General features: G+C 35.3%; 19 protein-coding genes. 15 read left to right on the top strand and 4 right to left on the bottom strand.

The window, feature by feature from the left end; genetic code table 11:
• The first annotated feature begins 178 nt into the window (after positions 1 to 178).
• Both A9G11_RS03065 and clpB read left to right on the top strand, forming a co-directional pair.
• Positions 179 to 2,164: a TonB-dependent copper receptor gene (locus A9G11_RS03065; RefSeq protein WP_218056024.1), complete on the top strand. Its 1,986-nt coding sequence runs from the start codon at positions 179 to 181 to the stop codon at positions 2,162 to 2,164.
• 247 nt (positions 2,165 to 2,411) lie between these two features.
• On the top strand, positions 2,412 to 4,982 hold the full coding sequence (clpB, locus tag A9G11_RS03060; protein ID WP_065618067.1) for an ATP-dependent chaperone ClpB: 2,571 nt from the start codon (positions 2,412 to 2,414) through the stop codon (positions 4,980 to 4,982).
• A 169-nt stretch (positions 4,983 to 5,151) separates the two neighbouring features.
• On the opposite strand, the gene A9G11_RS03055 is transcribed toward clpB, so the two are convergent.
• Positions 5,152 to 5,742: a hypothetical protein gene (locus A9G11_RS03055; RefSeq protein WP_065618066.1), complete on the bottom strand. Its 591-nt coding sequence runs from the start codon at positions 5,740 to 5,742 to the stop codon at positions 5,152 to 5,154.
• A 505-nt stretch (positions 5,743 to 6,247) separates the two neighbouring features.
• On the opposite strand from A9G11_RS03055, the gene A9G11_RS03050 reads away from it, so the two are divergent.
• On the top strand, positions 6,248 to 7,051 hold the full coding sequence (locus A9G11_RS03050; RefSeq protein WP_065618065.1) for a Cof-type HAD-IIB family hydrolase: 804 nt from the start codon (positions 6,248 to 6,250) through the stop codon (positions 7,049 to 7,051).
• Between the two features lie 32 nt (positions 7,052 to 7,083).
• Here A9G11_RS03050 and A9G11_RS03045 read toward each other — a convergent pair whose 3' ends face one another.
• Positions 7,084 to 7,845: a DeoR/GlpR family DNA-binding transcription regulator gene (locus tag A9G11_RS03045; protein ID WP_065618064.1), complete on the bottom strand. Its 762-nt coding sequence runs from the start codon at positions 7,843 to 7,845 to the stop codon at positions 7,084 to 7,086.
• Positions 7,846 to 8,343: 498 nt separating this feature from the next.
• Between A9G11_RS03045 and glgB the strand changes: the two genes are divergently transcribed.
• The 8 genes from glgB to A9G11_RS03005 all read left to right on the top strand — a co-directional run bounded on the left by glgB (position 8,344) and on the right by A9G11_RS03005 (position 20,040).
• Positions 8,344 to 10,521 carry a 1,4-alpha-glucan branching protein GlgB gene (gene glgB / locus A9G11_RS03040; RefSeq protein WP_065618063.1) on the top strand — a complete coding sequence of 726 codons (2,178 nt, stop codon included), beginning with the start codon at positions 8,344 to 8,346 and terminating at the stop codon, positions 10,519 to 10,521.
• A 1-nt stretch (position 10,522) separates the two neighbouring features.
• Complete coding sequence (gene glgX / locus A9G11_RS03035; RefSeq protein WP_065618062.1) at positions 10,523 to 12,424, top strand: glycogen debranching protein GlgX; 1,902 nt, start codon at positions 10,523 to 10,525, stop codon at positions 12,422 to 12,424.
• A gap of 13 nt (positions 12,425 to 12,437) precedes the next feature.
• Complete coding sequence (glgC, locus tag A9G11_RS03030; protein ID WP_065618061.1) at positions 12,438 to 13,727, top strand: glucose-1-phosphate adenylyltransferase; 1,290 nt, start codon at positions 12,438 to 12,440, stop codon at positions 13,725 to 13,727.
• Between the two features lie 9 nt (positions 13,728 to 13,736).
• Positions 13,737 to 15,194, top strand: a complete 1,458-nt coding sequence (glgA, locus tag A9G11_RS14310) for a glycogen synthase GlgA (protein ID WP_065618060.1) — start codon at positions 13,737 to 13,739, stop codon at positions 15,192 to 15,194.
• 12 nt (positions 15,195 to 15,206) lie between these two features.
• Complete coding sequence (gene glgP, locus A9G11_RS14305) at positions 15,207 to 17,657, top strand: glycogen/starch/alpha-glucan family phosphorylase (protein WP_065618059.1); 2,451 nt, start codon at positions 15,207 to 15,209, stop codon at positions 17,655 to 17,657.
• A 167-nt stretch (positions 17,658 to 17,824) separates the two neighbouring features.
• Positions 17,825 to 18,613, top strand: coding sequence for a lysine/arginine/ornithine ABC transporter substrate-binding protein (locus A9G11_RS03015; protein ID WP_065618058.1), 789 nt, complete (start codon positions 17,825 to 17,827; stop codon positions 18,611 to 18,613).
• Between the two features lie 3 nt (positions 18,614 to 18,616).
• Complete coding sequence (locus A9G11_RS03010) at positions 18,617 to 19,300, top strand: ABC transporter permease (RefSeq protein WP_065618057.1); 684 nt, start codon at positions 18,617 to 18,619, stop codon at positions 19,298 to 19,300.
• A gap of 14 nt (positions 19,301 to 19,314) precedes the next feature.
• Positions 19,315 to 20,040: an ABC transporter permease gene (locus A9G11_RS03005; protein ID WP_065618056.1), complete on the top strand. Its 726-nt coding sequence runs from the start codon at positions 19,315 to 19,317 to the stop codon at positions 20,038 to 20,040.
• A gap of 79 nt (positions 20,041 to 20,119) precedes the next feature.
• Here A9G11_RS03005 and A9G11_RS03000 read toward each other — a convergent pair whose 3' ends face one another.
• The gene (locus tag A9G11_RS03000) at positions 20,120 to 20,527 is read right to left on the bottom strand and encodes a hypothetical protein (protein WP_065618055.1); all 408 of its coding nucleotides are present in this window, start codon (positions 20,525 to 20,527) and stop codon (positions 20,120 to 20,122) included.
• A gap of 50 nt (positions 20,528 to 20,577) precedes the next feature.
• A complete protein-coding gene (gene lexA / locus A9G11_RS02995; protein ID WP_065618054.1) occupies positions 20,578 to 21,204 on the bottom strand; it encodes a transcriptional repressor LexA in 627 nt (208 codons plus the stop codon).
• A gap of 419 nt (positions 21,205 to 21,623) precedes the next feature.
• On the opposite strand from lexA, the gene coaE reads away from it, so the two are divergent.
• From coaE to tsaD, 4 genes are read left to right on the top strand one after another with little or no spacing between them, the layout of a single operon-like run.
• Entirely contained in the window at positions 21,624 to 22,238 is a 615-nt protein-coding gene (gene coaE, locus A9G11_RS02990) for a dephospho-CoA kinase (RefSeq protein WP_065618053.1), read from the top strand.
• A complete protein-coding gene (gene zapD, locus A9G11_RS02985) occupies positions 22,235 to 22,972 on the top strand; it encodes a cell division protein ZapD (protein WP_065618052.1) in 738 nt (245 codons plus the stop codon). Before coaE ends, zapD begins: the two co-directional genes overlap by 4 nt.
• 25 nt (positions 22,973 to 22,997) lie before the next feature.
• Positions 22,998 to 23,216: a DNA gyrase inhibitor YacG gene (gene yacG / locus A9G11_RS02980; protein ID WP_065618051.1), complete on the top strand. Its 219-nt coding sequence runs from the start codon at positions 22,998 to 23,000 to the stop codon at positions 23,214 to 23,216.
• Entirely contained in the window at positions 23,216 to 24,247 is a 1,032-nt protein-coding gene (gene tsaD, locus A9G11_RS02975; RefSeq protein WP_065618050.1) for a tRNA (adenosine(37)-N6)-threonylcarbamoyltransferase complex transferase subunit TsaD, read from the top strand. Before yacG ends, tsaD begins: the two co-directional genes overlap by 1 nt.
• Positions 24,248 to 24,267 lie beyond the last annotated feature (20 nt).

Genomic DNA, 24,267 nt, shown 5'->3' with positions numbered 1-24,267 from the left:
AAGCGGATGCTTTAAGTTGTAGATTTACGTTTTTGCGCTCAATAGTAGTTAAGCTAATCCAAATAACAAAGGTTGGAATAAGGTGCTATGCGCCTTTTTATAACCAGCCAATCTTATTCAATGGTTATTAACGACTAATGAAGTGGGACTTTTGCCTTTAAAAATAAAAGGAGTCGGTATGATTACTGACAAAAAAAATATGAAATTAATCTATTTAAGTGGATTTATTGCGTTAAGTTTGAGTGATTTGGCTTATGCTGAAACTCAAAAAGATCCGAATATTGATCCAACACCACAAGATACAATGATTGTGACTATGGTTGAACAATCAGCACCACTGATTGTAATAACAGATCCTAAAAAACCAAGACAACCGATACCAGCTAGTGACGGGGCTGATTATTTAAAAACGATTCCAGGATTTTCGCTGATGCGTAAAGGTGGATCTAATGGTGATCCTGTTTTTCGTGGCATGTTTGGTTCAAGGCTTAATATCTTGACTAATGGAGGGACTATTTTAGGTGGCTGTGGCGGTAGAATGGATACGCCAACCTCATATATTTCACCCGAAACTTACGATCGAATTACTGTGATAAAAGGCCCTGAAACTGTCATTTGGGGGCCAATGGGATCGGCTGCCACTATCTTATTTGAACGGGATATTTTGCACTTTTCAAAAGTTGATGGTTTTATGCGTGGTGATTTGTTAGCGGGTACAGATAGTCGTTTCGATCAGAGTTTTGATGGCGCTTTCGGTAATGAGGATGGCTATATTAGATTGATTGGTAACCATGCTAAAGCCAACGATTATCATGATGGTAACAATGATCGAGTACATTCTAAATGGCGTCGTTGGAATACAGATATCTCTCTGGGTTTTACTCCCAATAAAGACACTGCGTTAGAAGTGACCGCAGGTAAAGGTAATGGTAAAGCCAGTTATGCCGATCGGGGTATGGATGGTTCACGATTTTTACGTGAATCTTTAGGGATGCGCTTTGAACAAGCTAATATTACTGAATTTTTAGCTAAGCTTGAAGGTCAGGTCTACTATAATTATATCGATCATATGATGGATAACTTCCATTTACGTCCGGTTAGTATGCATAAAATGGAATCGAATCCTTCCAGAAAAACAGTTGGCGGAAGGATTAATACTACCTGGCAATCAAGTGATATCTTCAAATTACAATTAGGGATAGATGGCCGTCAAGATACCCACAAAAGCAAAACTCGGCGAAATATGTTAACTACTCATAATTGGCAGAAAGATTCTAAAATTTCTAATTATGGGTTATTTAGTGAGTTAAACCTTTATTTATCTGATGTGGATACCATTATTTCTGGTATGCGAGTTGATCGTTATAGTGCTGATGCTACGCAATTAAATCAGAGTCGGCATAAAGTATTACCGGGTGGTTTTATGCGTTATGAGCATGATCTTACTGATTATGCGGCAACGGTATATACCGGGCTTGGTTATACTAGTCGCTTCCCGGATTATTGGGAATTATTTAGTGCCAGTAATAAAGTGCAGATGTTCAAAAAACTTAATCCAGAAAAAACAACACAACTCGATGCCGGAGTCATTTATAAAACTGACACATTAAATGTGCAATTGTCAGGTTATGTTGGTTGGGTGAATGACTATATTCTTTATACTACTTTAGGTAAATTCAACAATGTAAATAATGTTGATGCCAGAACATTGGGTAGTGAATTGAATGTTAACTATCATATCACTTCCAATATTATGACAGATATGGCACTTAATTATTCTTGGGCTAAAAATCGTGATAATCATAAACCATTACCACAAATTCCACCGTTAGAATTGAAATTGGGTTTACATTATCATGCTGATAGTTGGTCTATTGGTGGCTTGTGGCGATTGGTTAACTCCCAACATCGTATTGCTAAAGATCAAGGCAATGTTATTGGCAAAGATTTTGCTAGTAGTAAAGGATTCGGCATTTTTTCACTAAATGGCGAATACACTATTACAAAGCAATTTCGGTTATCAGCCGGTGTTGATAACTTATTCAATAAATACTATGTTGAACACCTGAACCGTGGTGGTGTAGCGACCTTTGGTTATACGGCAAATCAACAAATAGCCGAACCTGGTCGAGTTGTTTGGGCGAAATTACATTATGATTTCTAAATCATTATTTACTTGTTTCCGCTGGCATTGTCAGCGGATTTTTAAGGTTAGGGTGATTTTTTTGGATATTGCCATAACCTTTGTTAAGTGATAAAAATTGATTGATATTCATGATACTAAATCAAATCAAAAAAATTTGTTGACAAGCACTTGAAATTTATCCTTCTACACTTATTTAGTAACCATGCAAATGGTTTAAGTGTTTTTAATACATTTTAGCCAAATTTATTGCTAAGGAGATATTAATATGCGGTTAGACCGACTTACAAATAAATTTCAACAAGCATTGGCTGATGCTCAGTCAATGGCTCTTGGCAAAGATAATCAATATATTGAACCTGAACATGTCCTTGCAGCTATGTTAGCGCAAGAAGCCAGTAGCATTAAACCCCTACTGACCAGTTCTGGTGCTAATTTGCCTTTATTACAACAAGAATTAACACAGGCAATTAACAAATTACCACAAGTTGAAGGGATCGGTGGTGAAGTTATTCCTTCTCAACATTTTGTTCGTATTATGAATTTGTGCGACAAATTAGCACAAAAGAATAATGATAGTTATATTTCGTCTGAGTTATTTATTTTAGCGGCACTTGAAGAAAAGGGTGCGTTAGGTGAACTATTGAAAAAAGCGGGTGTAACCACAGCGCGTTTTACCCAAGCTGTCAATCAAGTAAGAGGGAGTGATAACGTGAATGATGCCAATGCAGAAGATCAACGAGATGCATTAAAAAAATATACCATTGATTTAACTGAACGAGCTGAACAAGGTAAGTTAGATCCTGTTATTGGTCGTGATGAAGAGATCCGTCGTACTGTACAAGTTTTACAACGCCGTACTAAAAACAATCCAGTGTTAATTGGTGAACCGGGTGTAGGTAAAACAGCGATTGTTGAAGGATTAGCTCAACGAATCGTTAATGGTGAAGTACCAGAAGGATTACGTAATAAACGCGTTTTATCATTAGATATGGGGGCTTTGATTGCGGGGGCAAAATATCGTGGTGAATTCGAAGAGCGTTTAAAAGCAGTATTAAAAGATTTAGCCAAAGAAGAAGGCCGAATCATTCTATTTATTGATGAAATTCATACCATGGTTGGTGCAGGTAAAAGCGATGGTGCTATGGATGCCGGTAATATGTTAAAACCCGCATTGGCTCGTGGAGAGTTACACTGTGTTGGGGCTACTACCCTTGATGAATACCGTCAATATATTGAAAAAGATGCAGCATTAGAACGCCGATTCCAAAAAGTTTATGTTGCTGAACCAACTGTTGAAGATACCATTGCTATTTTACGTGGACTTAAAGAGCGTTATGAGATCCACCACCATGTACAAATTACTGATCCGGCAATAGTTGCTGCGGCAACTTTATCGCATCGTTATATTTCCGATCGTATGTTACCAGATAAAGCGATCGATTTAATTGACGAAGCGGCATCAAGTATTCGTATGCAAATGGATTCAAAACCAGAGTCTTTAGATCGCTTAGAACGTCGAATTATCCAATTAAAATTGGAACAACAAGCGTTGAAAAAAGAGTCTGATGATGCCAGTAAAAAACGTTTAGAAATGCTAAATAATGAGCTGGATGAAAAAGAGAAAGAGTTTGCTTCACTTAATGAAGAGTGGAAATCTGAAAAAGCAGCAGTATCCGGCACTCAGCATATTAAAGCGGATTTAGATAAGGCGCGCATTGAAATAGAACAAGCTCGTCGTGCGGGCGATTTAAATAAGATGTCTGAATTACAGTATGGTCGTATTCCAGAGCTGGAAAAACAGTTAGCGCAAGCTACTCAGCTTGAAGGTAAAACCATGAAGTTACTGCGTAATAAAGTAACCGATGAAGAGATTGCCGAAGTCCTTTCTAAAGCAACCGGTATTCCTGTTTCGAAAATGCTCGAAGGGGAAAAAGAGAAATTATTACATATGGAAGAGTCATTACATCAACGTGTTATCGGACAAGATGAAGCCGTTGTTGCGGTGGCAAATGCGATTCGTCGTAGTCGAGCCGGACTTTCAGATCCAAATAAACCAATTGGCTCATTCCTATTCTTAGGTCCAACTGGTGTTGGTAAAACTGAATTGTGTAAATCACTGGCTAATTTTATGTTTGATAGCGAAGATGCCATGATTCGTATTGATATGTCAGAATTTATGGAAAAACACTCGGTTGCTCGATTAATCGGTGCGCCTCCGGGATATGTTGGTTATGAAGAAGGGGGTTATTTAACTGAAGCAGTAAGACGTCGTCCTTATTCTGTAGTCTTACTTGATGAAGTTGAAAAAGCACATCCGGATGTATTTAATATCCTTCTACAAGTGCTTGACGATGGACGATTAACTGACGGTCAAGGTCGAACTGTTGATTTCAGAAATACGGTTATTATTATGACTTCGAACTTGGGTTCAGATTTAATTCAAGGTAAAGTTGATTTAACTTATAATGAAATGAAATCATTAGTCATGACAGTGGTTTCACAACACTTCAGACCTGAATTTATCAACCGAATTGATGAAACTGTCGTATTCCATCCGTTAGGACGAGACAATATCAAAGCGATTGCTAAAATTCAGTTACAACGAGTTGAAAAACGTCTTGCAGAACATGGTTATACTGTATCGATTTCAGATGCTGCGCTTGAACATCTTGCTGAAGTTGGTTTTGACCCAATTTATGGTGCAAGACCACTAAAAAGAGCAATACAACACGAAATCGAAAATCCTTTAGCACAACAAATTTTATCTGGTGCTTTAATACCGGGTAAACCAGTTATGCTGGAGTTAGACGATAATCAAATTGTTGCTAAACAGTAATATTGATGTGGGTTTGATAAGTCAAACCCCATAGCGTTTGTTAAACAAAAAGCCTGAAAATAGAACGTTTTCAGGCTTTTTTTATTGTGATTAAAGATACTTTTTTATTGTGATTAAAGATACTTTTTTATTGTGATTAAAGATACTTTTTTATTGTGTTTAAAGGTAATTAATCTTTAATAGGTGTAACTTGAGAAAACTTAAAGATATATTCAGGCTCCTTTAGCTTGCCGTCTAAACTTAAGCTAGCTTCAACAATGCAAGTACTGCTATCTTTAAATAGGTTACCCGAAAATTTTACTTTTTGACCTTTCTTTAAATTTGATACAGTTTCAAAGAGTGTCGTTGAAGGCTTGATCAGAGTATCGTGAAATGAGTCAGAAAGTGAATTATTCCATGTCTTAACAAAAATATTTTTAGCTATTTGAATTTCTAATACTCCAAAACCGTCTGAATTAGAATCTATTTTAGAAATAATACCGACCCAGTTATCAACCGAGAGCGAACCAAGATTAGCACAAATAGTTTTATTTCTTTCATTGAGCGCACTACCTTTTTGCATATCATTTTCAGCTTTTTTAGCTTTTTCCATAGCTGTTTTAGAAGCTTCAACTATTGCGGCTTGATTTTGGGGATATTCAAGTGATGCTAAAGGGTCATTTTGATCATTGTTGGTACTTACAAAGGCCAAAATAACAAATATAACACCGACGGCGATTAAAATTTTTCTTTTGGTAGACATCTTAGGTTTGTCAGACATATAGAAAATTCTCCTTAATTTCGTTGACAGTATAATAACCACGCATGACAGTTTAATTTAATATTATTATTGATACAAATTTTGTTTTACTGTTCTGTTAAATATGTAACAAAATTAAGTTGGCTATAAATTAGTTATTTATGCCCGGTATTTACCCTGTAAAAGAGATCAGCAAAAAGTGTAGGTTGATGCTAATCAAAATTCATCATTCATCTTATTTAAATTCAATTATCTTCCTAACAATGACATTAATAGATCTCAAACATCTATTACGGTTAATAGATGTTTGGTTTGATAATTAAAAGTCCTTATTTTTTGAACAATAGCGCCTTAAGATACAAAGCCCTTGGGGTTTTTTGATGATTTTTTATCGTGATAAATTAAATAACCATTCAGTTAGCAACCATTTAAATATGCATTTAATCTATCTAAATATTGCATAATATTATATAAACGAGCATAATATTGCATTATGAGGTTTCACTTATTTTTAAGAGGTAACATAATGATTAAATTAATTATTACTGATTTAGATGGTTCGTTTTTAAACAATCAAGGTGATTATGACAGACAATTATTTGCTCAAGTGTATGAACTTATGCTTAAGCAAGGTGTTCATTTTGCAGCTTGTACGGGTAAACAGTGTGATCGAGTTGAAGAGTTATTTGGTCAATATAGCGAAAAGATCTGGATTGTTGGTGACAGCGCAACCACGATTAAATTTAATGGAGAGTTTATTTATCGCTCTTTTATTAATAATGCATTAGGTCAGCGTATTATAAAAACGCTAGAACATGCAAGTTCAGATCATGTCATTATTGCTTGTACAGCAAACGGAGCGATCATCAAATCTAATTTGCCCGACAGGCTTAAAGCAAAAGTTCGCGGATCTTATGCCAATATTATTGAAGTGAATGATCTTCATACCATTACAGACGATTTTATTAAAATCACCGTATATGATGAAACAGGTCAATGCCCGCAAACACGAACTCATTTAAACGATTATGAAAAAGAAGTCTATATTGTAGTTTCAGAAGCTACATGGATTGATATTACAGATTTTGATGTGCATAAAGGCAATACCATTAACAAATTACAACAACTCCTTGGTGTAACTTACCATGAAACTATGGCATTTGGTGATGGTTTAAATGATGTAGAGTTGCTTGAACAAGCTCAATATAGTTTTGCAATGAGAAATGCCTTTGAAGAAACCAAAGCAGTTGCCAATTTTATCACGGGATATAATGATGATAATGCGGTAATGACAACGATTGAACAGATGCTTGCATTACAAGCTAAATAGAGATCAATGCAATTAGCGATAAATTGGCGTTATCAAACTACCTCAATGTGTAAGTTTGCATTTTCAAAGCCTTGAATTTTGGTCTCCTGACTAACTACTATGATATCTATATCTTCACAAGTTGCGACTTTATAGCGCGCAACTTGCAACATTTTATCTGCAATGACAGCAGCAATCACTTCATTACTTTGAGCAATGACTTCTTTTTTAAAACACGCATCTTCATAATACACTGCACTTAGACCGGCTTGAGGATCAAGCCCGCAAACACCAATAAAGGTCTGATCAAAGACCATGTTACGTATTTGATTTACCGTGTCACTACCCATAGTACTACCTGTTTGTGGATTGATTTTACCACCTAATAAAATCACTTCACCATGAGTGCGGCTACTGAGTAAAGAGCCAATTTGCGGGGAATTCGTGACAATGGTTAATTCCATATCTTGCGGTATATAACTAGCCATTGCCAAATAGGTCGAACCAGCATCAATAAAAATACAAGAATTTGCTTTTATTAGTTGCGCACATCTTTTGGCAACGGTTGATTTTTCAGCTACACTTTGTGTCATTCTAGTTTCAAACGTTGCAGATTGCTTGAGTTGACTCACTGCCCCCCCATAAACTCGCTTACATATACCGTCACGCGCCAGTTTTTGCAAATCGCGTCGAATGGTATGCTCTGAAACACCTAACAATCCTACTAAATCAGCACTTACCACACGACCTTTTTGGCTAAGTAGTTGTTGAATAAAGGATTGTCGTTGTTCAGGGAAAGCATCATAATCAATCATGAGAACTCCATAGTAAGCAGGCTAAAACGCAAAGTAACATCACCAAATATCATACCGTTATCAAGCCTAAATATCAAAAAAGCGGTAGATATAGTTGAATTTATTGCAAAGTATGTGATATTAATTAGTTATTAGCTAAATAATTTATTACTATTGTGTTCTAAATATGGCTAATGTAGTTCAGATTGAACACCAAGCTAATCAATGAATTTGATAACTTAATTATCTTGGTTTAAATTAAAGAAAAAGATATTTAATTTTCGTACAAAAAACAGGCGAATTTTATGCTATTTCGCCATTAATCAATTTAATTGCTAGCTCTATTAAAATTAACGTTTTATTAGCACTTTTTGATTATTAAGCGACCGTTTTTTTGTGCTATTTTTTAAACAATAATAAGTATTATTTTAATCTTTAGAATAGTAACTTGCATTCAGAAATAGAATAATAAATCTTGCCAGTGAAATTTGCTTTATTTCAATATAATAGGGAATTTATATGCAATACTCTTTCACTCAGGAGATCAAACGGCTTATCAATGGTCAATGTAATGATCCTTTCTCAATTTTGGGCATGCATCAATGTGGTTCATCTCTTGAAGTTAGGGTTTTTATTCCTAATGCTACTCGTATTGTTCTATTAAACAAATATCCTTCTCAACCCATTATTGAATTATCTCAAATTGATAAAACAGGTTTTTTTGTCGGCAAACTACCCAATAAAAAACAGAAATTTGCTTATCAATTAGATATTTATTGGGGTGATTATCATGAAGTGCGTGATGACCCTTACAGTTTTTGGTTTTGGTTACAAGAGCTAGATGTTTGGTTATTAAAGCAAGGTAAACATTTACGAGCCTATGAAAAATTGGGATCTCACCCGGTTAAAATAGGTGATACACAAGGCGTGATTTTTGCAGTCTGGGCGCCTAATGCCAAACGCGTTTCGGTTGTAGGTGATTTTAATTTCTGGGACGGTAGGCAACATCCAATGCGATTACGCCAAGAAACAGGTGTTTGGGAACTATTTATTCCACAAATTAAAGTTGGTCAACTCTATAAATACGAACTTATTACCAGTCAAAATGCCGTGGTATTAAAGGCCGATCCTTATGCCTTTGGTACCGAAATTCGACCTAATACTGCCTCACGCGTAGAAAACTTTCCTAAGTCACCAATTTGCGATAAAACCTTCAAAGAAGGTAATCAATTTGATAAACCCATAGCTATTTATGAAGTGCATTTAGGTTCATGGAAACGGCATAAGGATAATTCATGGTTGACCTATCGTGAATTAGCCGATGAACTCTTACCTTATGTTAAAGAAATGGGGTTTACTCATCTGGAGTTATTACCGGTAATGGAACATCCCTTTGATGGCTCTTGGGGATATCAACCAATTGGTCTGTTTTCACCAACCAGTCGTTTTGGATCTCCGGATGATTTTGCTTACTTTTTACAAGCAGCTCGTGATCAAGATATTCATATTATATTAGATTGGGTGCCAGGACATTTTCCTGAAGATGAACATGGTTTACGTCAATTTGACGGCACTACACTCTATGAATATCCTGATCCCAAAGAGGGTGTGCATCGAGATTGGAACACGCTTATTTATAATTATAGCCGTTTTGAAGTAAGAAATTATTTAATCAGCAATGCCCTTTATTGGCTTGATGTTTATGGTGTCGATGGTTTTCGATTTGATGCCGTGGCTTCAATGATCTATCGTGATTATAGTCGCCCTGATGGTAACTGGATCCCTAATAAATATGGTGGGCGTGAAAATCTAGAAGCAATCTCTTTTTTACAGGAAGTCAATCATGATATTGGTAAATATTATCCGGGTTGTATTACTATTGCCGAAGAGTCCACTGATTATCCTTATGTCACAAAACCACCGGAAAATAATGGATTGGGTTTTCATTATAAATGGAATATGGGTTGGATGCATGATACCTTAAATTTTTTAAAACTCGATCCAATCTATCGCAAATATCATCATCAACTGATCACTTTTGGCTTATTTTATGCCTATAGTGAAAATTACATTTTACCTTTATCTCATGATGAAGTGGTGTATGGTAAATGTTCAATTTTAAATAAAATGTCGGGGGATACTTGGCAAAAATTTGCTAATTTACGCGCTTATTATGCTTTCATGTGGGCTTATCCGGGTAAAAAATTACTCTTTATGGGGAGCGAGTTTGCACAGTGGAATGAGTGGAATCATGATAGTAAATTAGATTGGTTTTTATTAACTGAAGAGAAAGATAATTTACATCAAGGGGTTTTGCAGTTAGTAAAAAACTTAAATAAACTCTATCAGCACAATCCCCCTTTGTATGAACTTGATTATCAACCAGCTGGATTTAACTGGTTAGTGGTTGATGATAATCAAAATTCTATATTTGTTTTTGAACGGGTAGATCGCCAAGGAAAAAAAATAGTTGTGATCACTAATTTTACGCCAGTTATTCGCTATAATTATCAAATTGGTATATCCGAATCCGGTAAATATCAAGAAATTTTAAATACGGATTCAAACTATTATGGCGGTAGTAATGTGGGTAATTTAGGCTCTATTACTGCAAAGAAAATCCCTAGCCATGGGAAACCGTATTCATTGGAACTAACGGTACCGCCGTTAGCCACTTTGTATTTAACTAGGACATAATATGAATTATTTGCCGATGGGAAGTTGTTATCATGCTAAGAATAATAGTGTTAGTTTTACACTATTTTCTGCATCGGCATTCAAAGTGGAATTATGTCTGCTCAATAATGGTTCAGTTACTACTATTCCTATCAATGAAAAAATAGGTGAAGTCTGGTTTACTTGTATTGAAAATATTAAAACTGGAACGCTTTATTGTTATCGAATTAATGACAATCAGTTGTTATTACTTGATCCCTATGCAAAAGCGATAGAAGTTATCGACGGTCAATTTTGGAGTGTTGTGATTGATGATAATTATGATTGGGGCGATGATTATCCAATTAATATTCCATGGTCAAAAACAATTATTTATGAAGCTCATGTTAAAGGATTAACAAAATTACATCCGAATATCCCTGAGCAACTACGCGGAACCTATGCTGGATTATCTCATCCTATCATGATTGATTACTTAACTGAGTTAGGGATCACCACTATTGAATTACTTCCGGTTCAATTTCATCTTGATGAACCAAGATTACAACAATTAAAACTGCATAATTATTGGGGTTATAACGTTATTGCTCCATTTGCTGTGGAAACAAAATATTGGTCAAAAAGACCCAATACTACACCATTATCTGAGTTTCAAGATATGGTAAAAGCACTACATAAAGCCGGTATTGAAGTTATTTTGGATGTGGTATTTAATCACACCGCTGAACTTGATGCTAGTGGGCCAACGTTAAGTTTGAAAGGTATAGATCCTCATAACTATTATTGGCATGATGAACAAGATCATTTAATTAATTGGACTGGATGTGGTAATTCCCTAAAATTAACTCATCCGAAAGTCATTCAATGGGTAATGGACTGTTTACGTTATTGGGTTTGTACTTGCCATATTGACGGTTTTAGATTTGATTTGGGAACACTATTAGGTCGAACGCCAGAATTTAATTCAACCTCTCCTTTATTTATTGCGATTCAACAAGATCCGATCCTACAAAAAATAAAACTCATCGCTGAACCATGGGATATAGGTCAAGGCGGTTATCAACTTGGGAACTTTCCTTATCCATTTGCTGAATGGAATGATAAATACCGTGATACGATGCGTCGTTTTTGGCTTTATCAAGATATATCACTAGGCGAATTTGCCCAACGTTTTGCCGCATCGAGTATGCTATTTGAAAAGCAAGGGCGTACGCCAGCTAGCTCTATTAATTATATTACTTGTCATGATGGTTTTACCATGAATGATCTTGTGAGTTTTGATCAGAAACATAATCTAGCTAATTGTGAAAATAATAATGACGGTAATAATCAGAATTGGAGTAATAATTTTGGCGTAGAAGGGGCTACCGACAGTCCTGACATTTTGCAAAAACGTCTAATCATACAAAAAAGTTTGTTAGCAACGCTACTATTATCACAAGGTACGCCAATGTTACTTGCTGGCGATGAATGGGGTAATAGTCAACAGGGTAACAATAATGGTTATTGTCAGGATAATGAATTGACATGGTTAAATTGGACGTTTATAAAAGACAATAATAAAGATCTCTTTAATTATGTTAAAAGTGTCATTCAAATTAGAAAACAGATCGTTGCATTAAATCATCATCACTGGTGGCAAGATAACACACAAAACCAAACCAGTTATGATGTCCGTTGGTTAAACCAACAGGGGAATTTAATGTCGGTTTCTGATTGGCAACAGATAGCGCCCAAAATTTTACAAATTGAGTTATCAAATAAGTGGCTTATCGTAATTAATGTATCAGATGAACAACAAAGTTTTTGCGCTCCAGGCATAATAAAAAAATGTATCTTAGGTCAAATAGAGCAACAACAAATAGATACTCATAACTGGAACATCAATGCGCACGCAGTTTCAATTTTAATTTTGCAGGAATAAGGGGGGAGACTATATGGATAATCCATTGGATCAAGATGTTATGTTAGCTAAAGAGCTACCAAACCAAGCAATAGCTCTAATTTTAGCTGGCGGACGAGGTTCACGATTAAAAGATCTGACCTCTAAACGGGCTAAACCAGCGGTACACTTTGGTGGCAAGTTTAGAATCATTGATTTCCCTTTATCTAATTGCATAAATTCGGGAATTCGTCGTATTGGTGTATTAACACAATATCAATCACATTCGCTTATTCAACATATTCAACGTGGTTGGTCATTTTTTAATGAAGAAATGAATGAATTTGTTGATCTGCTACCTGCACAACAGCAGGTAGAAAGTAGTAATTGGTATGTCAGTACTGCCGATGCAGTTTATCAAAACTTAGATATCATCCTTCGCTATCGGGCTAATTATATTGTCATTTTAGCCGGTGATCATATATATAAAATGGATTACTCCAAAATGTTACTTGATCATGTTAAAAAAGGAGCCAAATGTTCAGTAGGATGTATCAAAGTCCCATTAAAAGATGCAACTAGTTTAGGTGTAATGGCGGTAGATAAATCCGAAAAAATTATCGAATTTCAAGAAAAACCAGAACATCCAGCTGCTATGCCGAATGATCCTGACCATGCGTTAGCCAGTATGGGGATCTATATTTTTAATACCGATTATCTAGTCAAAATGCTGGAAGATGATCATAATGATACTCATTCCACACATGATTTTGGTCATGACATTATTCCAAAAGGGGTAGGACAAGGTGTGGTGTGGGCTCATCCATTTACCCGTTCTTGTGTTACTTCTGATACGTCAGCACCACCTTATTGGCGAGATGTAGGAACGGTTGATGCTTACTGGCGAGCCAATTTAGATTTAGCTTCAGTCATGCCGGAATTGGATATTTATGATCCTTACTGGCCGATTCGAACTTATACTGATCCATTACCACCGGCAAAATTTGTACAAAATCTTGACGGTGGGCAGGGCATGACCATGAATTCATTGGTTGGTGCGGGTTCAATTATAACGGGATCAATGATTGTTAATTCAATTTTGTTTTCTAGAGTTAGAATTGATTCATTTTGTACGATTGATTCTTCTATTATTTCACCAGATTGCATTATTAAGTTACGCTGTCGATTACGACGTTGTATTCTGGATCGAGCTTGTCATATTCCAGAAGGGATGATCATCGGTGAAAATCCAGAAGAAGACGCAAAGCGTTTTTATCGTAGTGAATCTGGTATAACTTTAGTTACTCGTGAAATGCTTCGTAAATTAGGTATTGTTCAACCATAAGGAAAGAGAATGAAGAAAATATTACATGTTTGTGCAGAATTCTACCCTTTACTCAAAACAGGCGGGCTTGCGGATGTAACCGGAGCTTTACCTAAAGCACAAATTAAATTAGGTGATCAAGTTCGTGTTTTAATACCCGGCTTTCCTGCAATCAAAGCTGGAATTAAAAATACCAATATAGTAAAAAATGTAGATACTTATGCTGGACATGTAACGCTACTCTTCGGCTATTTTGAAGATATAGGTGTTTATATAATTGATGCACCACATTTATATGATAGACCGGGCAGTCCTTATCATGATGCAAATCAAAATGATTATAGCGATAACTATCTACGATTTGCCTTACTAGGCTGGATTGCCAGTGAACTTGCTTGTGGATTAGACTATTTTTGGCAACCAGATTTGTTGCATTGTCATGATTGGCATGCGGGGTTAACGTGTGCCTACCTAAACTTAAAACAGTCAAGTCATCATGCTAAATCTGTATTTACGATTCATAATTTAGCTTATCACGGAAGCTTTAATCGTTATCATTTATCACAAATTCAAATTCCTGAGTCCTACTTCAATGTTAATGGACTTGAATATCATGGGCAAATTTCCTATTTAAAAGCAGGCCTTTTTTACGCTGATCATATAACAGCAGTCAGTCCGACTTATGCGAAAGAAATTACCACACCGGAGCTTGGTAATGGTTTTGAAGGATTATTAAAAACCCGAAGCGAACAGCGTCGCTTAAGTGGGATTTTAAATGGTATTGATGATGAGGTCTGGAATCCGACCAGTGATAGTTTAATAGCAGCCAGATACAGCAAACGTAAATTGGACATTAAAAAAACGGATAAATATGAATTACAGAGAGAATTTAATTTAGATGTTGAAAGTAATGGGCCGTTGTTTTGTGTCATTTCTCGCCTAACCGAACAAAAAGGATTAGATTTAATTTTATCTTTACTGCCGGAGATTTTGGATAGAGGAGGGCAATTTATCTTATTGGGAAGTGGCGACAATAAACTGCAACAAGCATTTTCCGAATTTGTTAATAATCCTCAGTATTCAAATAAGATAGCTGTTTATTTTGGTTATAACGAAGAGCTATCACATCGTATTATTGCTGGTGCAGATGTTTTTATGATGCCTAGTCGTTTTGAACCTTGTGGTTTAACACAGTTATATGCCCTTAAATATGGCACATTACCTTTAGTCCGTCGAACCGGTGGACTTGCTGATACTGTAATCGATAGTACTGACGAAAATTTAGATAAAAAAATCTCAACCGGTTTTTCATTTATTGATTGTAATGAAGATGGGCTACGTTACGCAGTCAATCGTGCTTTTCAATTATGGCAAACACAACAAGTATGGCGATCATTGCAACGACGAGCTATGAGCCAACAATTTAGTTGGCAAGATTCAGCGAGGAAGTATCAACAGCTTTACTATGCTATATCGCGTAAATTATAGGGAGAATATTAAATGGCATTAGCTACTAATTTTGATTATGTTTCACCTGTCGTTACAGTCAAAAAAATCAAACAATCAATTATTTATAAACTGCTTTTTGCTATAGGTCGGCATCCGGCTATGGCAGATAAGCATGACTGGTTAAATGCTGTTATATTGACCGTTAGAGACAGAATGGTAGAAGATTGGTTAAGAACGGTAAGATCAAACTCTTATCAAGATAGCAAAAAAGTTTATTATCTTTCTATGGAATTTCTAATTGGACGAACACTTTCAAATTCCATGATTTCAAATGGTATCTATTCTGAAGTTAAAGAAGCCTTACAAGAGTTAGGTCTTGATTTAGAAGATCTATGTGCAGCAGAAGATGATCCGGGGTTAGGTAACGGAGGTTTAGGTCGTTTAGCAGCGTGCTTTTTGGATTCACTGGCAACATTAGGTTATCCGGGATGGGGATATGGCTTACGTTATGAATATGGAATGTTTAAGCAAACCATAGTCAATAATGAGCAAGTTGAAGTTCCTGATAATTGGTTAAAACATGGTGATGCTTGGGAGTTTTACCGTCATAATATTGAATATAAAGTTGAATTTGGTGGACGCGTTCAGCAAGAAGGGGATATTACTCGTTGGTTAGATACTGAAAAAGTATTGGCTTATGCTTATGATCAAATTATTCCCGGTTATGATAATGATGTCACTAATACCTTACGATTATGGTCTGCTAAGGCTATTGATGAATTTGATCTTGCCAAGTTTAATCAAGGTGATTACTTTGCGGCGGTTCAAGATAAATCACTTTCTGAAAATGTATCATTTGTACTTTATCCTGATGATTCAACTATGCATGGTAAAGCGTTACGTTTATCGCAAGAATATTTTTTAGTTTCGGCCACGATGCAAGATATTATTAGTAGACACCATTCAATTTATGGAACCGTTGATGATTTAGTTGAAAAGGTCGCTATCCATTTAAATGATACTCACCCTGTTTTGGCTATTCCGGAGTTTATCCGAATATTAACTGAACATTATCAATATTCATTTGATAATGCATGGCAAATGGCTAAACAAATATTTTCTTATACTAACCATACGCTTATGAGTGAATCGTTAGAAACATGGTCTGTTGACATGATGAGTAAAGTATTGCCATATCACCTCCAAATTATTTTTAAAATTAACTATGCATTTTTAGAAGAAGTCAAAAAACTGGCTCCGAATGATAATGAACTACTCACTCGTGTATCAATAATTGATGAAAATAATGGTCGCCGAATACGTATGGCTTGGCTTGCAGTTATCGCGAGTCATAAAGTTAACGGAGTATCACAACTTCATTCAGATCTAATGGTTAAATCACTATTTGCTGATTTCGCAAGATTATATCCTGAAAAATTCTGTAATAAGACTAATGGCATCACCCCTAGACGTTGGGTCGGTGTGGCTAATCCTAATTTAGCTGATTTATTAGATAAATATTTAAGTAAAAATTGGCGAACTAATTTAAATTTACTCACTGAATTAAATGAGCAAATTGATGTTCCACTGTTCCTAAAAGAGTTACAAGATGTTAAAAAAGCGAATAAAGAGCGATTGGCTAAATATATCGCTGAAGAACTCGATATAGTGATTCATCCAAGTTCACTTTTTGATATGCAAATAAAACGTATCCACGAATATAAACGTCAAAGTTTGAATTTATTACATACTATCGTTCGTTATAATGAAATTTTAGCTAATCCTGATGCAGATTGGGTACCGAGAGTGGTCTTTTTTGCGGGTAAAGCAGCAAGTGCTTACAAATTAGCTAAACAGACGATTCAATTAATTAATGAAGTAGCAACAGTTATTAATAACGATAAGCGGATTAATGGTAAGCTCAAGGTGATCTTTGTGCCAAATTATAGTGTCAGTCTTGCTGAAATTATGATCCCAGCAGCCGATCTCTCTGAACAAATCTCTTTAGCAGGTTTTGAAGCGTCGGGAACCAGTAATATGAAGTTCGCCCTTAATGGATCATTAATTATTGGTACACTAGATGGTGCTAATGTTGAGATTAAAGAGAGTGTGGGTGATGATAATATTTTTATTTTCGGTCATAACGCTAAAGAAGTTGAAGAGCTTCGTCAAACTTATAATCCACGTGATTACTATGAAAAAGATCCGCGTATTAATCAAGCTTTAACGCAAATCGCGACAGGTTACTTTAGCCCTTTGAACCCAGAACGTTATCGAGGATTATTTGACGCTATTGCTAATTTTGGCGACCATTACCAGAATTTGGCAGACTTCGAATCTTACTACCAAGCGCAAAAAAGAGTTGATGAAGTTTATCGCGATCCGAATCAGTGGTTCCGTAAAACAGCATTTAATATTGCTAATATGGGTAAATTTTCATCTGACAGAACTATTCAGGAATATGCCCAAGATATTTGGGGTATTAAACCGATTAAACTCTAATGTTTGGTGTCATTTGTAATAATTAGTTATAGTCAAGAAAGATTAGAATTGCAAAAAGTACTTTTGCAATTCTAATAATACTGTTCACATTTATAATTTTTTTTTATTATCTAATTTGTTAAGAAAGCGTTATATTATCCACTTGATTCATTCACAGAGAATTAATTATGAACAGACTATTAAAATCATTATTTATTATTAATTTATTATGCTTACCTATAGCTGGACATGCAAAATTACCCGATTCAATTAAAATAGGTTCAGACACTTCTTATGCACCGTTTGATTATATCGATGCTAATGGTCAAATCACAGGATTTAATATTGAACTTACTCAAGCTTTATGTGATCGAATTAGTATCAAATGTAATTTTGCTACGACCGATTTTAATGCATTAGTTCCTTCGCTGTTATCTCGTAAAATCGATATGATTTCATCATCATTTACGATCACTGAAAAACGAGAAAAACAAATTGCATTTTCAAATCCAACTTTCGCTGTCAATTCTCGATTGGTTGCCAAAACCAGTGCAAATTTATTGCCAACTGTTGAATCATTAAAAGGTAAACGAGTCGGCGTTGAACAAGGTACAACTCAAGAATATTATGCTAATGAAATTTGGCGACCTAATGGTGTTATCATTGTACCTTATCAAAATCAGCTACAAGTTTTTTCTGATCTTGTTGCCGGTCGTTTAGATGCTGCCTTACAAGATGAAGTAACAGCTAGCGAATCTTTTCTAAAACAACCGCAAGGTAAGGATTTTTCTTTTGCTGGAAAAGCATTAGTTGATCAAAAATATTTTGGTGTTGGTACAGGGTTAGGATTCCGTAAAGGAGATAATGAACTTCGAGAAGCATTCAATAAAGCACTAGCTGACATTTTAGCTGATGGTACTTACAAGAAAATCAATGACAAATATTTTGAATTTAATATTTATAATAGTAATGAATAATCAATGCAAGGCTATATTCCTTTAATTTGCCAAGGTGCATTAATTACTATCAGTTTAGCTGTTGCTTCATTATTCTTAGCAATGGCACTGGGTGTGATATGCGCTATTGGTAAATTGTCAAAGTTTAAACCTGTTGCTTTACTTTGTCAGGCATACACGTCGCTAATTCGTGGTGTGCCTGATTTAGTTTTGATGATGTTAATTTTTTATGGTTTACAACTGTTACTTAATCAAATTACAGATTTTTTCGATATCGGTTTTATTGAAATCAATCCATTAGTTGCAGGTATTATTACACTAGGTTTTATTTATGGTGCTTATTTTACCGAAACTTTTCGCGGAGCCTATATCTCCGTACCTAAAACAACACTTGATGCTGCTTTTGCCTTAGGTTTACGTAAATCTCAAGTTTTTCGTTATGTTATGTTTCCTTTAATGATGCGTTTTGCGCTTCCCGGTATTACAAATAATTGGTTGGTCGTGTTAAAGGCGACCGCACTAGTATCATTATTAGGCTTGTCAGATCTTGTTAGAGCAACCAAAATAGTTGGTGAAGCAACTTATGCACCACTTTTTTTTGCGTTAATAGCCGGAGCTTTTTATCTCTTTTTTACTTCGATTTCGAATATTGTTTTATGGAAGCTTGAAAAGCATTATTCTATTGGTATTGCCAAAGCAAAATTATAAGAAAGATTATTATCATGATAGAAATTCTTCAAGAATATTGGAAAGCCTTGCTATGGACTGATGGTTTTAATATTACTGGGCTAGCTATTACCCTTTGGATCTTGGTGTTATCTGTGACAATGGGTGGAGTTTTATCTATTTTATTGGCGGTGGCACGTAATTCATCCAATATATTAATTAAATTCCCAATTTGGTTATATACTTACATCTTTCGTGGCACTCCGCTATATGTGCAATTATTAATCATCTATACCGGTATTTATACATTAAGTATAGTTAAAGATAATTATGTGCTTAATGATTTTTTTCGTAGTGGTTTAAATTGTACAATTTTGGCATTTACCTTAAATACATGTGCTTATACAACTGAGTTTTTTGCTGGCGCTATTCGTAATGTTCCAAGTGGCGAAATCCAAGCCGCAACTGCATTAGGCTTTAATCGTTTTCAGTTGTATCGATATATCATTTTACCAAGAGCATTTCGTATCGCCTTACCGGCATATAGTAATGAAGTGATTTTTATGTTGCATTCAACGGCGTTAGCTTTTACAGCAACAGTACCTGATTTAATGAAAATCGCCCAAGATATTTATGCTGATACCTACATGCCATTTCATGCTTTTGGCATTGCTGCTGTAATTTACTTATGTGTCAGCTTTATCTTGATATATGGTTTTAGGCAATGGGAAAAGCATTGTTTAGCTTATATGTCAGCTTCAAATGAGAAGGTTAAAAACTAAAAGAAGCTTTAGGTCTTTAAAGAAGATAGATCAGGCAATTTGAAACGGTTATTGCCTGATCTAAATCCGGGAGTATTAATTATTCTGATAAGATTTGATCACTTCCCTCATCATCATTATCAGAGTGATTATCATGATCACTATTATTATCAGAATCTTGATCTTTCGCACCAGGTAATGCTCTTGCTCTATCTATCGGCACATAACTGCCACTTCGTGTTTCAATTTGGCATTCACTTAAATAGATAGAGTATTTAGTGTTAGTATGCATACTTACTCCACGAAAGTAACAGTGAGTCGCGCTATATAAATGGTGTCGACAAAGCACAATAATTAATATCCATACAATAGCGATGGCTAATCCCACCCATTTCAAATATTTCCAGACAAAAGACCAAAAGCCTCTGTCCACAAAACGGCAGTAAGCATAAATAAGTAACAGAACCGCAACAAACCCTAAAAATTCAAATAACCAAAATAGCCACATAAAATTATCTCCTGACAATATTTAGTAGTTATTTTATACTAACTTTTTATTTACATCCATGACCCATTTCGAATAATCCCAACAGCAAGTCCTTCAATTGCAAAATTTTGTTGCTCAAGGTCGACTTCAATTGGTGAAAAATCTGAATTTTCGGCTAATAGATGAACATGTTTACCTTTGCGAGATAATCTTTTGACAGTAACTTCATCATCAATGCGAGCCACAACAACTTGACCATTTTTAACATCTTGGGTTTTATGTACAGCGAGTAAGTCTCCGTCTAATATACCAATATCTTTCATCGACATTCCCTGTACTCTCAATAGAAAATCAGCATGTGGTTTAAAAAGTGACGGGTCTACTTGATAATGACTTTCGATATGTTCTTGAGCTAAGATAGGTGAGCCTGCTGCGACTTGACCAATGAGTGGAATACCTTCATATTCATTTTCTTCTGTCTGGCTTTCAAGGAGTAAACGAATTCCTCGTGAAGATCCGGCAATCATTTCAATTGCACCTTTTTTCGCCAGAGCTTTTAGATGTTCTTCAGCTGCATTAGCGGAACGAAAACCTAATTTTTTGGCAATTTCAGCCCGAGTCGGTGGCATTCCTGTTGTTTGGATATTTTCTTTAATCAAATCATAGATTTGCTGTTGGCGTTCAGTTAAAGGTCTCATAATAGTCATCCTGTTTTTATATACAGATACATGTGATTATATACAGCTAATGATATAAAACCAATAGTTTTATTGATTTATTTTCTCTAATCATCAATAGAGTTGACTAAATGAGGACAAATTGCACCAGATTAGTTAAATAATTCACCAAGATGGAGCAGTAGCGAAACATCATTTCATTCAATAGATTGATTTATTATGTTTCCCAGCATTTGGTAAAGTTGGTACGATTTTTTCATTGATTATTATGAGCGCGGTTAACCGGTAAGTCTCATTGTTTCTTTGAGTAACTTAACTCATAATCTATCTATTAGATTATGAGTTTTTTTTCAGTATGATTAAGGCAATTTGCTATATATAATCAACTTCAATTATATGATATAATTTTCTAATAGCTTCATCTGATTGGAAATCGTCTCATGCCTTATGTTGTCGCACTTAGTGGTGGAATCGCTAGTGGTAAAAGTACTATTGCGAATCTATTTGCCCAGTTAGGTGTACCAATTATTGATGCTGATATTATTGCTCGTCAAGTTGTTCAACCCGGTACATCTGCCTTTTCGACGATTGTCAAACATTTTAGTCAAGAGATTTTATTAGCCAATGGTGAACTAGATCGTTCTCAATTGCGCGAAATTATTTTTAATAACGATCATGAAAGGTTATGGTTGAATAGTTTATTACACCCAATAATTCAACAACAAACGCAAGATCAAATAGCGTCACAACAAGCTATTTATGTAATTTGGGTGGTACCATTATTAATCGAAAACAACTTACATCATCTGGCTGATCGCGTATTGATGATTGATTCTCCAATTGAGTTACAACTGCAACGTTTAATGCAAAGAGACAACATTGATGAGGCTTTAGCTATGAAAATGATACGATCGCAAGTATCTTCTCTTAAACGGCTAGCCTATGCAGATGATATTATTATAAATAATGATGATTTGAATTCATTAACATTACAAGTAAATAAATTACATCATCAATATATAAATAACGATAAATACAAGAATGGATTAGTATGAATAAAATAATTTTTGAACATCCACTAAATGAAAAAATGCGTACTTGGTTACGGATTGAATTTTTATTGAAACAGCTCAATTTGCATTGTCATTTTAATCAAAACAATGCATTACTTTTTTTTCATGTATTATCTGAATTATTAGAAATCATTGAACGGAATGATATCAAAAGTGATCTAATTAAAGATATTGAAACCCAAAAACAGAAGCTTTTATTATGGCGAGATATTGACGGAGTAGATCAAGATCTACTAGATGGTTTATTAACTAAATTTGATTCATTTATAGCTAAATTTAACTCTTCATCACGTTTAGGGCAGTTTTTAAAAGATGATCGTTTTATTAATTCAATTCGACAAAGATTGATGATCCCTGGTGGTTGTTGTAGTTTTGATCTTCCTTCTTTCCATTTATGGTTAAAACAATCACCTGAAAAACGAGATAATCAAGTTCAGAGTTGGTTGCAACATTTATCCATTTTAGATGAGTCATTAACTTGTTATATGCAACTAGTTAGGCAACTAGGTGAATTTAAGAATTTCATTTGTACTAATAATTTTTTTCAAGAAACCAATGGCGATATAAATTTAATCCGTATTCGTGTCGAGTTAGATAAAAATGTTTATCCACAAGTATCCGGACATATGTCCCGTTATAGCATACGTTTTTTACCACTTGAAGGTAGTGAGAATGTTAATCTTGACGCAATTGAGTTTGAATTAGCAAGTTGTTAGTAGCATAAAATATAAAAGAGTAAGCATGAATAAACAAACAATTACATTTGTCAAATGTCCAACTTGTCAAAAAGAGGTTGAATGGTCTGAAAAGAGTCCTTTTCGTCCATTTTGTAGTAAACGATGTCAGCTTATTGATTTAGGTGAATGGGCAGCAGAAGAACATCGTATACCCGATAAAGATATTACCGAGCAAGATCTCTGGAGCGAAGAAGATCTTTCAGAGTTTGCAGGTAAACATTAATGAAAATTCTGGGTATTGAAACATCTTGCGATGAAACTGGTGTTGCCATTTATGATGACAATAAGGGTTTAATTGCTAATCAACTTTATTCACAAATTAAATTACATGCGGATTATGGCGGTGTTGTACCAGAACTTGCTTCACGCGATCATATTCGTAAAACAATCCCATTAATTCAATCTGCATTAATAGAAGCAAATTTGACTTCAGCTGACATTGACGGTGTCGCTTATACAGCCGGTCCGGGGTTAATTGGTGCATTAATGGTTGGAGCATCAATTGGACGTTCACTTGCATATGCATGGAATGTGCCGGCTATTGCGGTAAATCATATGGAAGGGCATTTACTTGCACCAATGCTTGAAGAGAATCCGCCCGAATTTCCATTTATCGCATTATTGGTTTCTGGTGGTCATACTCAGTTGATCAGAGTTACAAATATAGGTCAATATCAATTAATCGGTGAATCGATTGATGATGCTGCTGGTGAAGCGTTTGATAAAACGGCTAAACTTCTTGGCCTAGATTATCCCGGAGGCGCGAAACTCTCTAAATTAGCTGAACAAGGTGATACATCACGTTTCCATTTTCCAAGACCAATGACGGATCGTCCGGGGTTGGATTTTAGTTTTTCCGGACTTAAAACCGCTACAGCTAACACTATCTATCAAAATATCAATGCTAATAATACTATTGATACTCAAACTAAAGCAGATATAGCAAGGGCTTTTGAAGATGCACTGGTTGATACGTTAGTGATTAAATCACGTCGTGCGCTTGACCAATCCGGATTTAAGCACTTAGTTGTCGCCGGTGGCGTGAGCGCCAATAAGACCTTACGCCAAAAACTAACAGCACTTATGCAACAACGTAAAGGGCAAGTTTATTATCCAAGACTGGATTTTTGTACGGATAATGGTGCGATGATTGCTTATGCAGGAATGATCCACTTAAAAAAAGCAAATGTATCAACAGATCTGACAATCAACGTTAAGCCACGTTGGCCTTTAAATGAGTTAGTTTATTTTTGAGTTTATACGTTTAAAAACGT

Origin of the sequence: Gilliamella sp. wkB108, assembly GCF_001690195.1 — a bacterium.
In the GTDB taxonomy this organism is placed as follows: domain Bacteria; phylum Pseudomonadota; class Gammaproteobacteria; order Enterobacterales; family Orbaceae; genus Gilliamella; species Gilliamella apicola_L.
This window is presented reverse-complemented; position numbering and strand designations above follow the sequence as displayed.

What these genes read in the sequence shown, in the direction of transcription:
- lexA (WP_065618054.1), bottom strand. Translation starts at nt 21,204, where the DNA reads ATGAGACCTTTAACTGAACGCCAACAGCAAATCTATGATTTGATTAAA.
- glgA (WP_065618060.1), top strand. Translation starts at nt 13,737, where the DNA reads ATGAAGAAAATATTACATGTTTGTGCAGAATTCTACCCTTTACTCAAA.
- glgB (WP_065618063.1), top strand. Translation starts at nt 8,344, where the DNA reads ATGCAATACTCTTTCACTCAGGAGATCAAACGGCTTATCAATGGTCAA.
- A9G11_RS03000 (WP_065618055.1), bottom strand. Translation starts at nt 20,527, where the DNA reads ATGTGGCTATTTTGGTTATTTGAATTTTTAGGGTTTGTTGCGGTTCTG.
- zapD (WP_065618052.1), top strand. Translation starts at nt 22,235, where the DNA reads ATGAATAAAATAATTTTTGAACATCCACTAAATGAAAAAATGCGTACT.
- A9G11_RS03050 (WP_065618065.1), top strand. Translation starts at nt 6,248, where the DNA reads ATGATTAAATTAATTATTACTGATTTAGATGGTTCGTTTTTAAACAAT.
- glgX (WP_065618062.1), top strand. Translation starts at nt 10,523, where the DNA reads ATGAATTATTTGCCGATGGGAAGTTGTTATCATGCTAAGAATAATAGT.
- A9G11_RS03005 (WP_065618056.1), top strand. Translation starts at nt 19,315, where the DNA reads ATGATAGAAATTCTTCAAGAATATTGGAAAGCCTTGCTATGGACTGAT.
- glgC (WP_065618061.1), top strand. Translation starts at nt 12,438, where the DNA reads ATGGATAATCCATTGGATCAAGATGTTATGTTAGCTAAAGAGCTACCA.
- A9G11_RS03010 (WP_065618057.1), top strand. Translation starts at nt 18,617, where the DNA reads ATGCAAGGCTATATTCCTTTAATTTGCCAAGGTGCATTAATTACTATC.
- A9G11_RS03015 (WP_065618058.1), top strand. Translation starts at nt 17,825, where the DNA reads ATGAACAGACTATTAAAATCATTATTTATTATTAATTTATTATGCTTA.
- clpB (WP_065618067.1), top strand. Translation starts at nt 2,412, where the DNA reads ATGCGGTTAGACCGACTTACAAATAAATTTCAACAAGCATTGGCTGAT.
- A9G11_RS03065 (WP_218056024.1), top strand. Translation starts at nt 179, where the DNA reads ATGATTACTGACAAAAAAAATATGAAATTAATCTATTTAAGTGGATTT.
- A9G11_RS03055 (WP_065618066.1), bottom strand. Translation starts at nt 5,742, where the DNA reads ATGTCTGACAAACCTAAGATGTCTACCAAAAGAAAAATTTTAATCGCC.
- A9G11_RS03045 (WP_065618064.1), bottom strand. Translation starts at nt 7,845, where the DNA reads ATGATTGATTATGATGCTTTCCCTGAACAACGACAATCCTTTATTCAA.
- yacG (WP_065618051.1), top strand. Translation starts at nt 22,998, where the DNA reads ATGAATAAACAAACAATTACATTTGTCAAATGTCCAACTTGTCAAAAA.
- glgP (WP_065618059.1), top strand. Translation starts at nt 15,207, where the DNA reads ATGGCATTAGCTACTAATTTTGATTATGTTTCACCTGTCGTTACAGTC.
- coaE (WP_065618053.1), top strand. Translation starts at nt 21,624, where the DNA reads ATGCCTTATGTTGTCGCACTTAGTGGTGGAATCGCTAGTGGTAAAAGT.
- tsaD (WP_065618050.1), top strand. Translation starts at nt 23,216, where the DNA reads ATGAAAATTCTGGGTATTGAAACATCTTGCGATGAAACTGGTGTTGCC.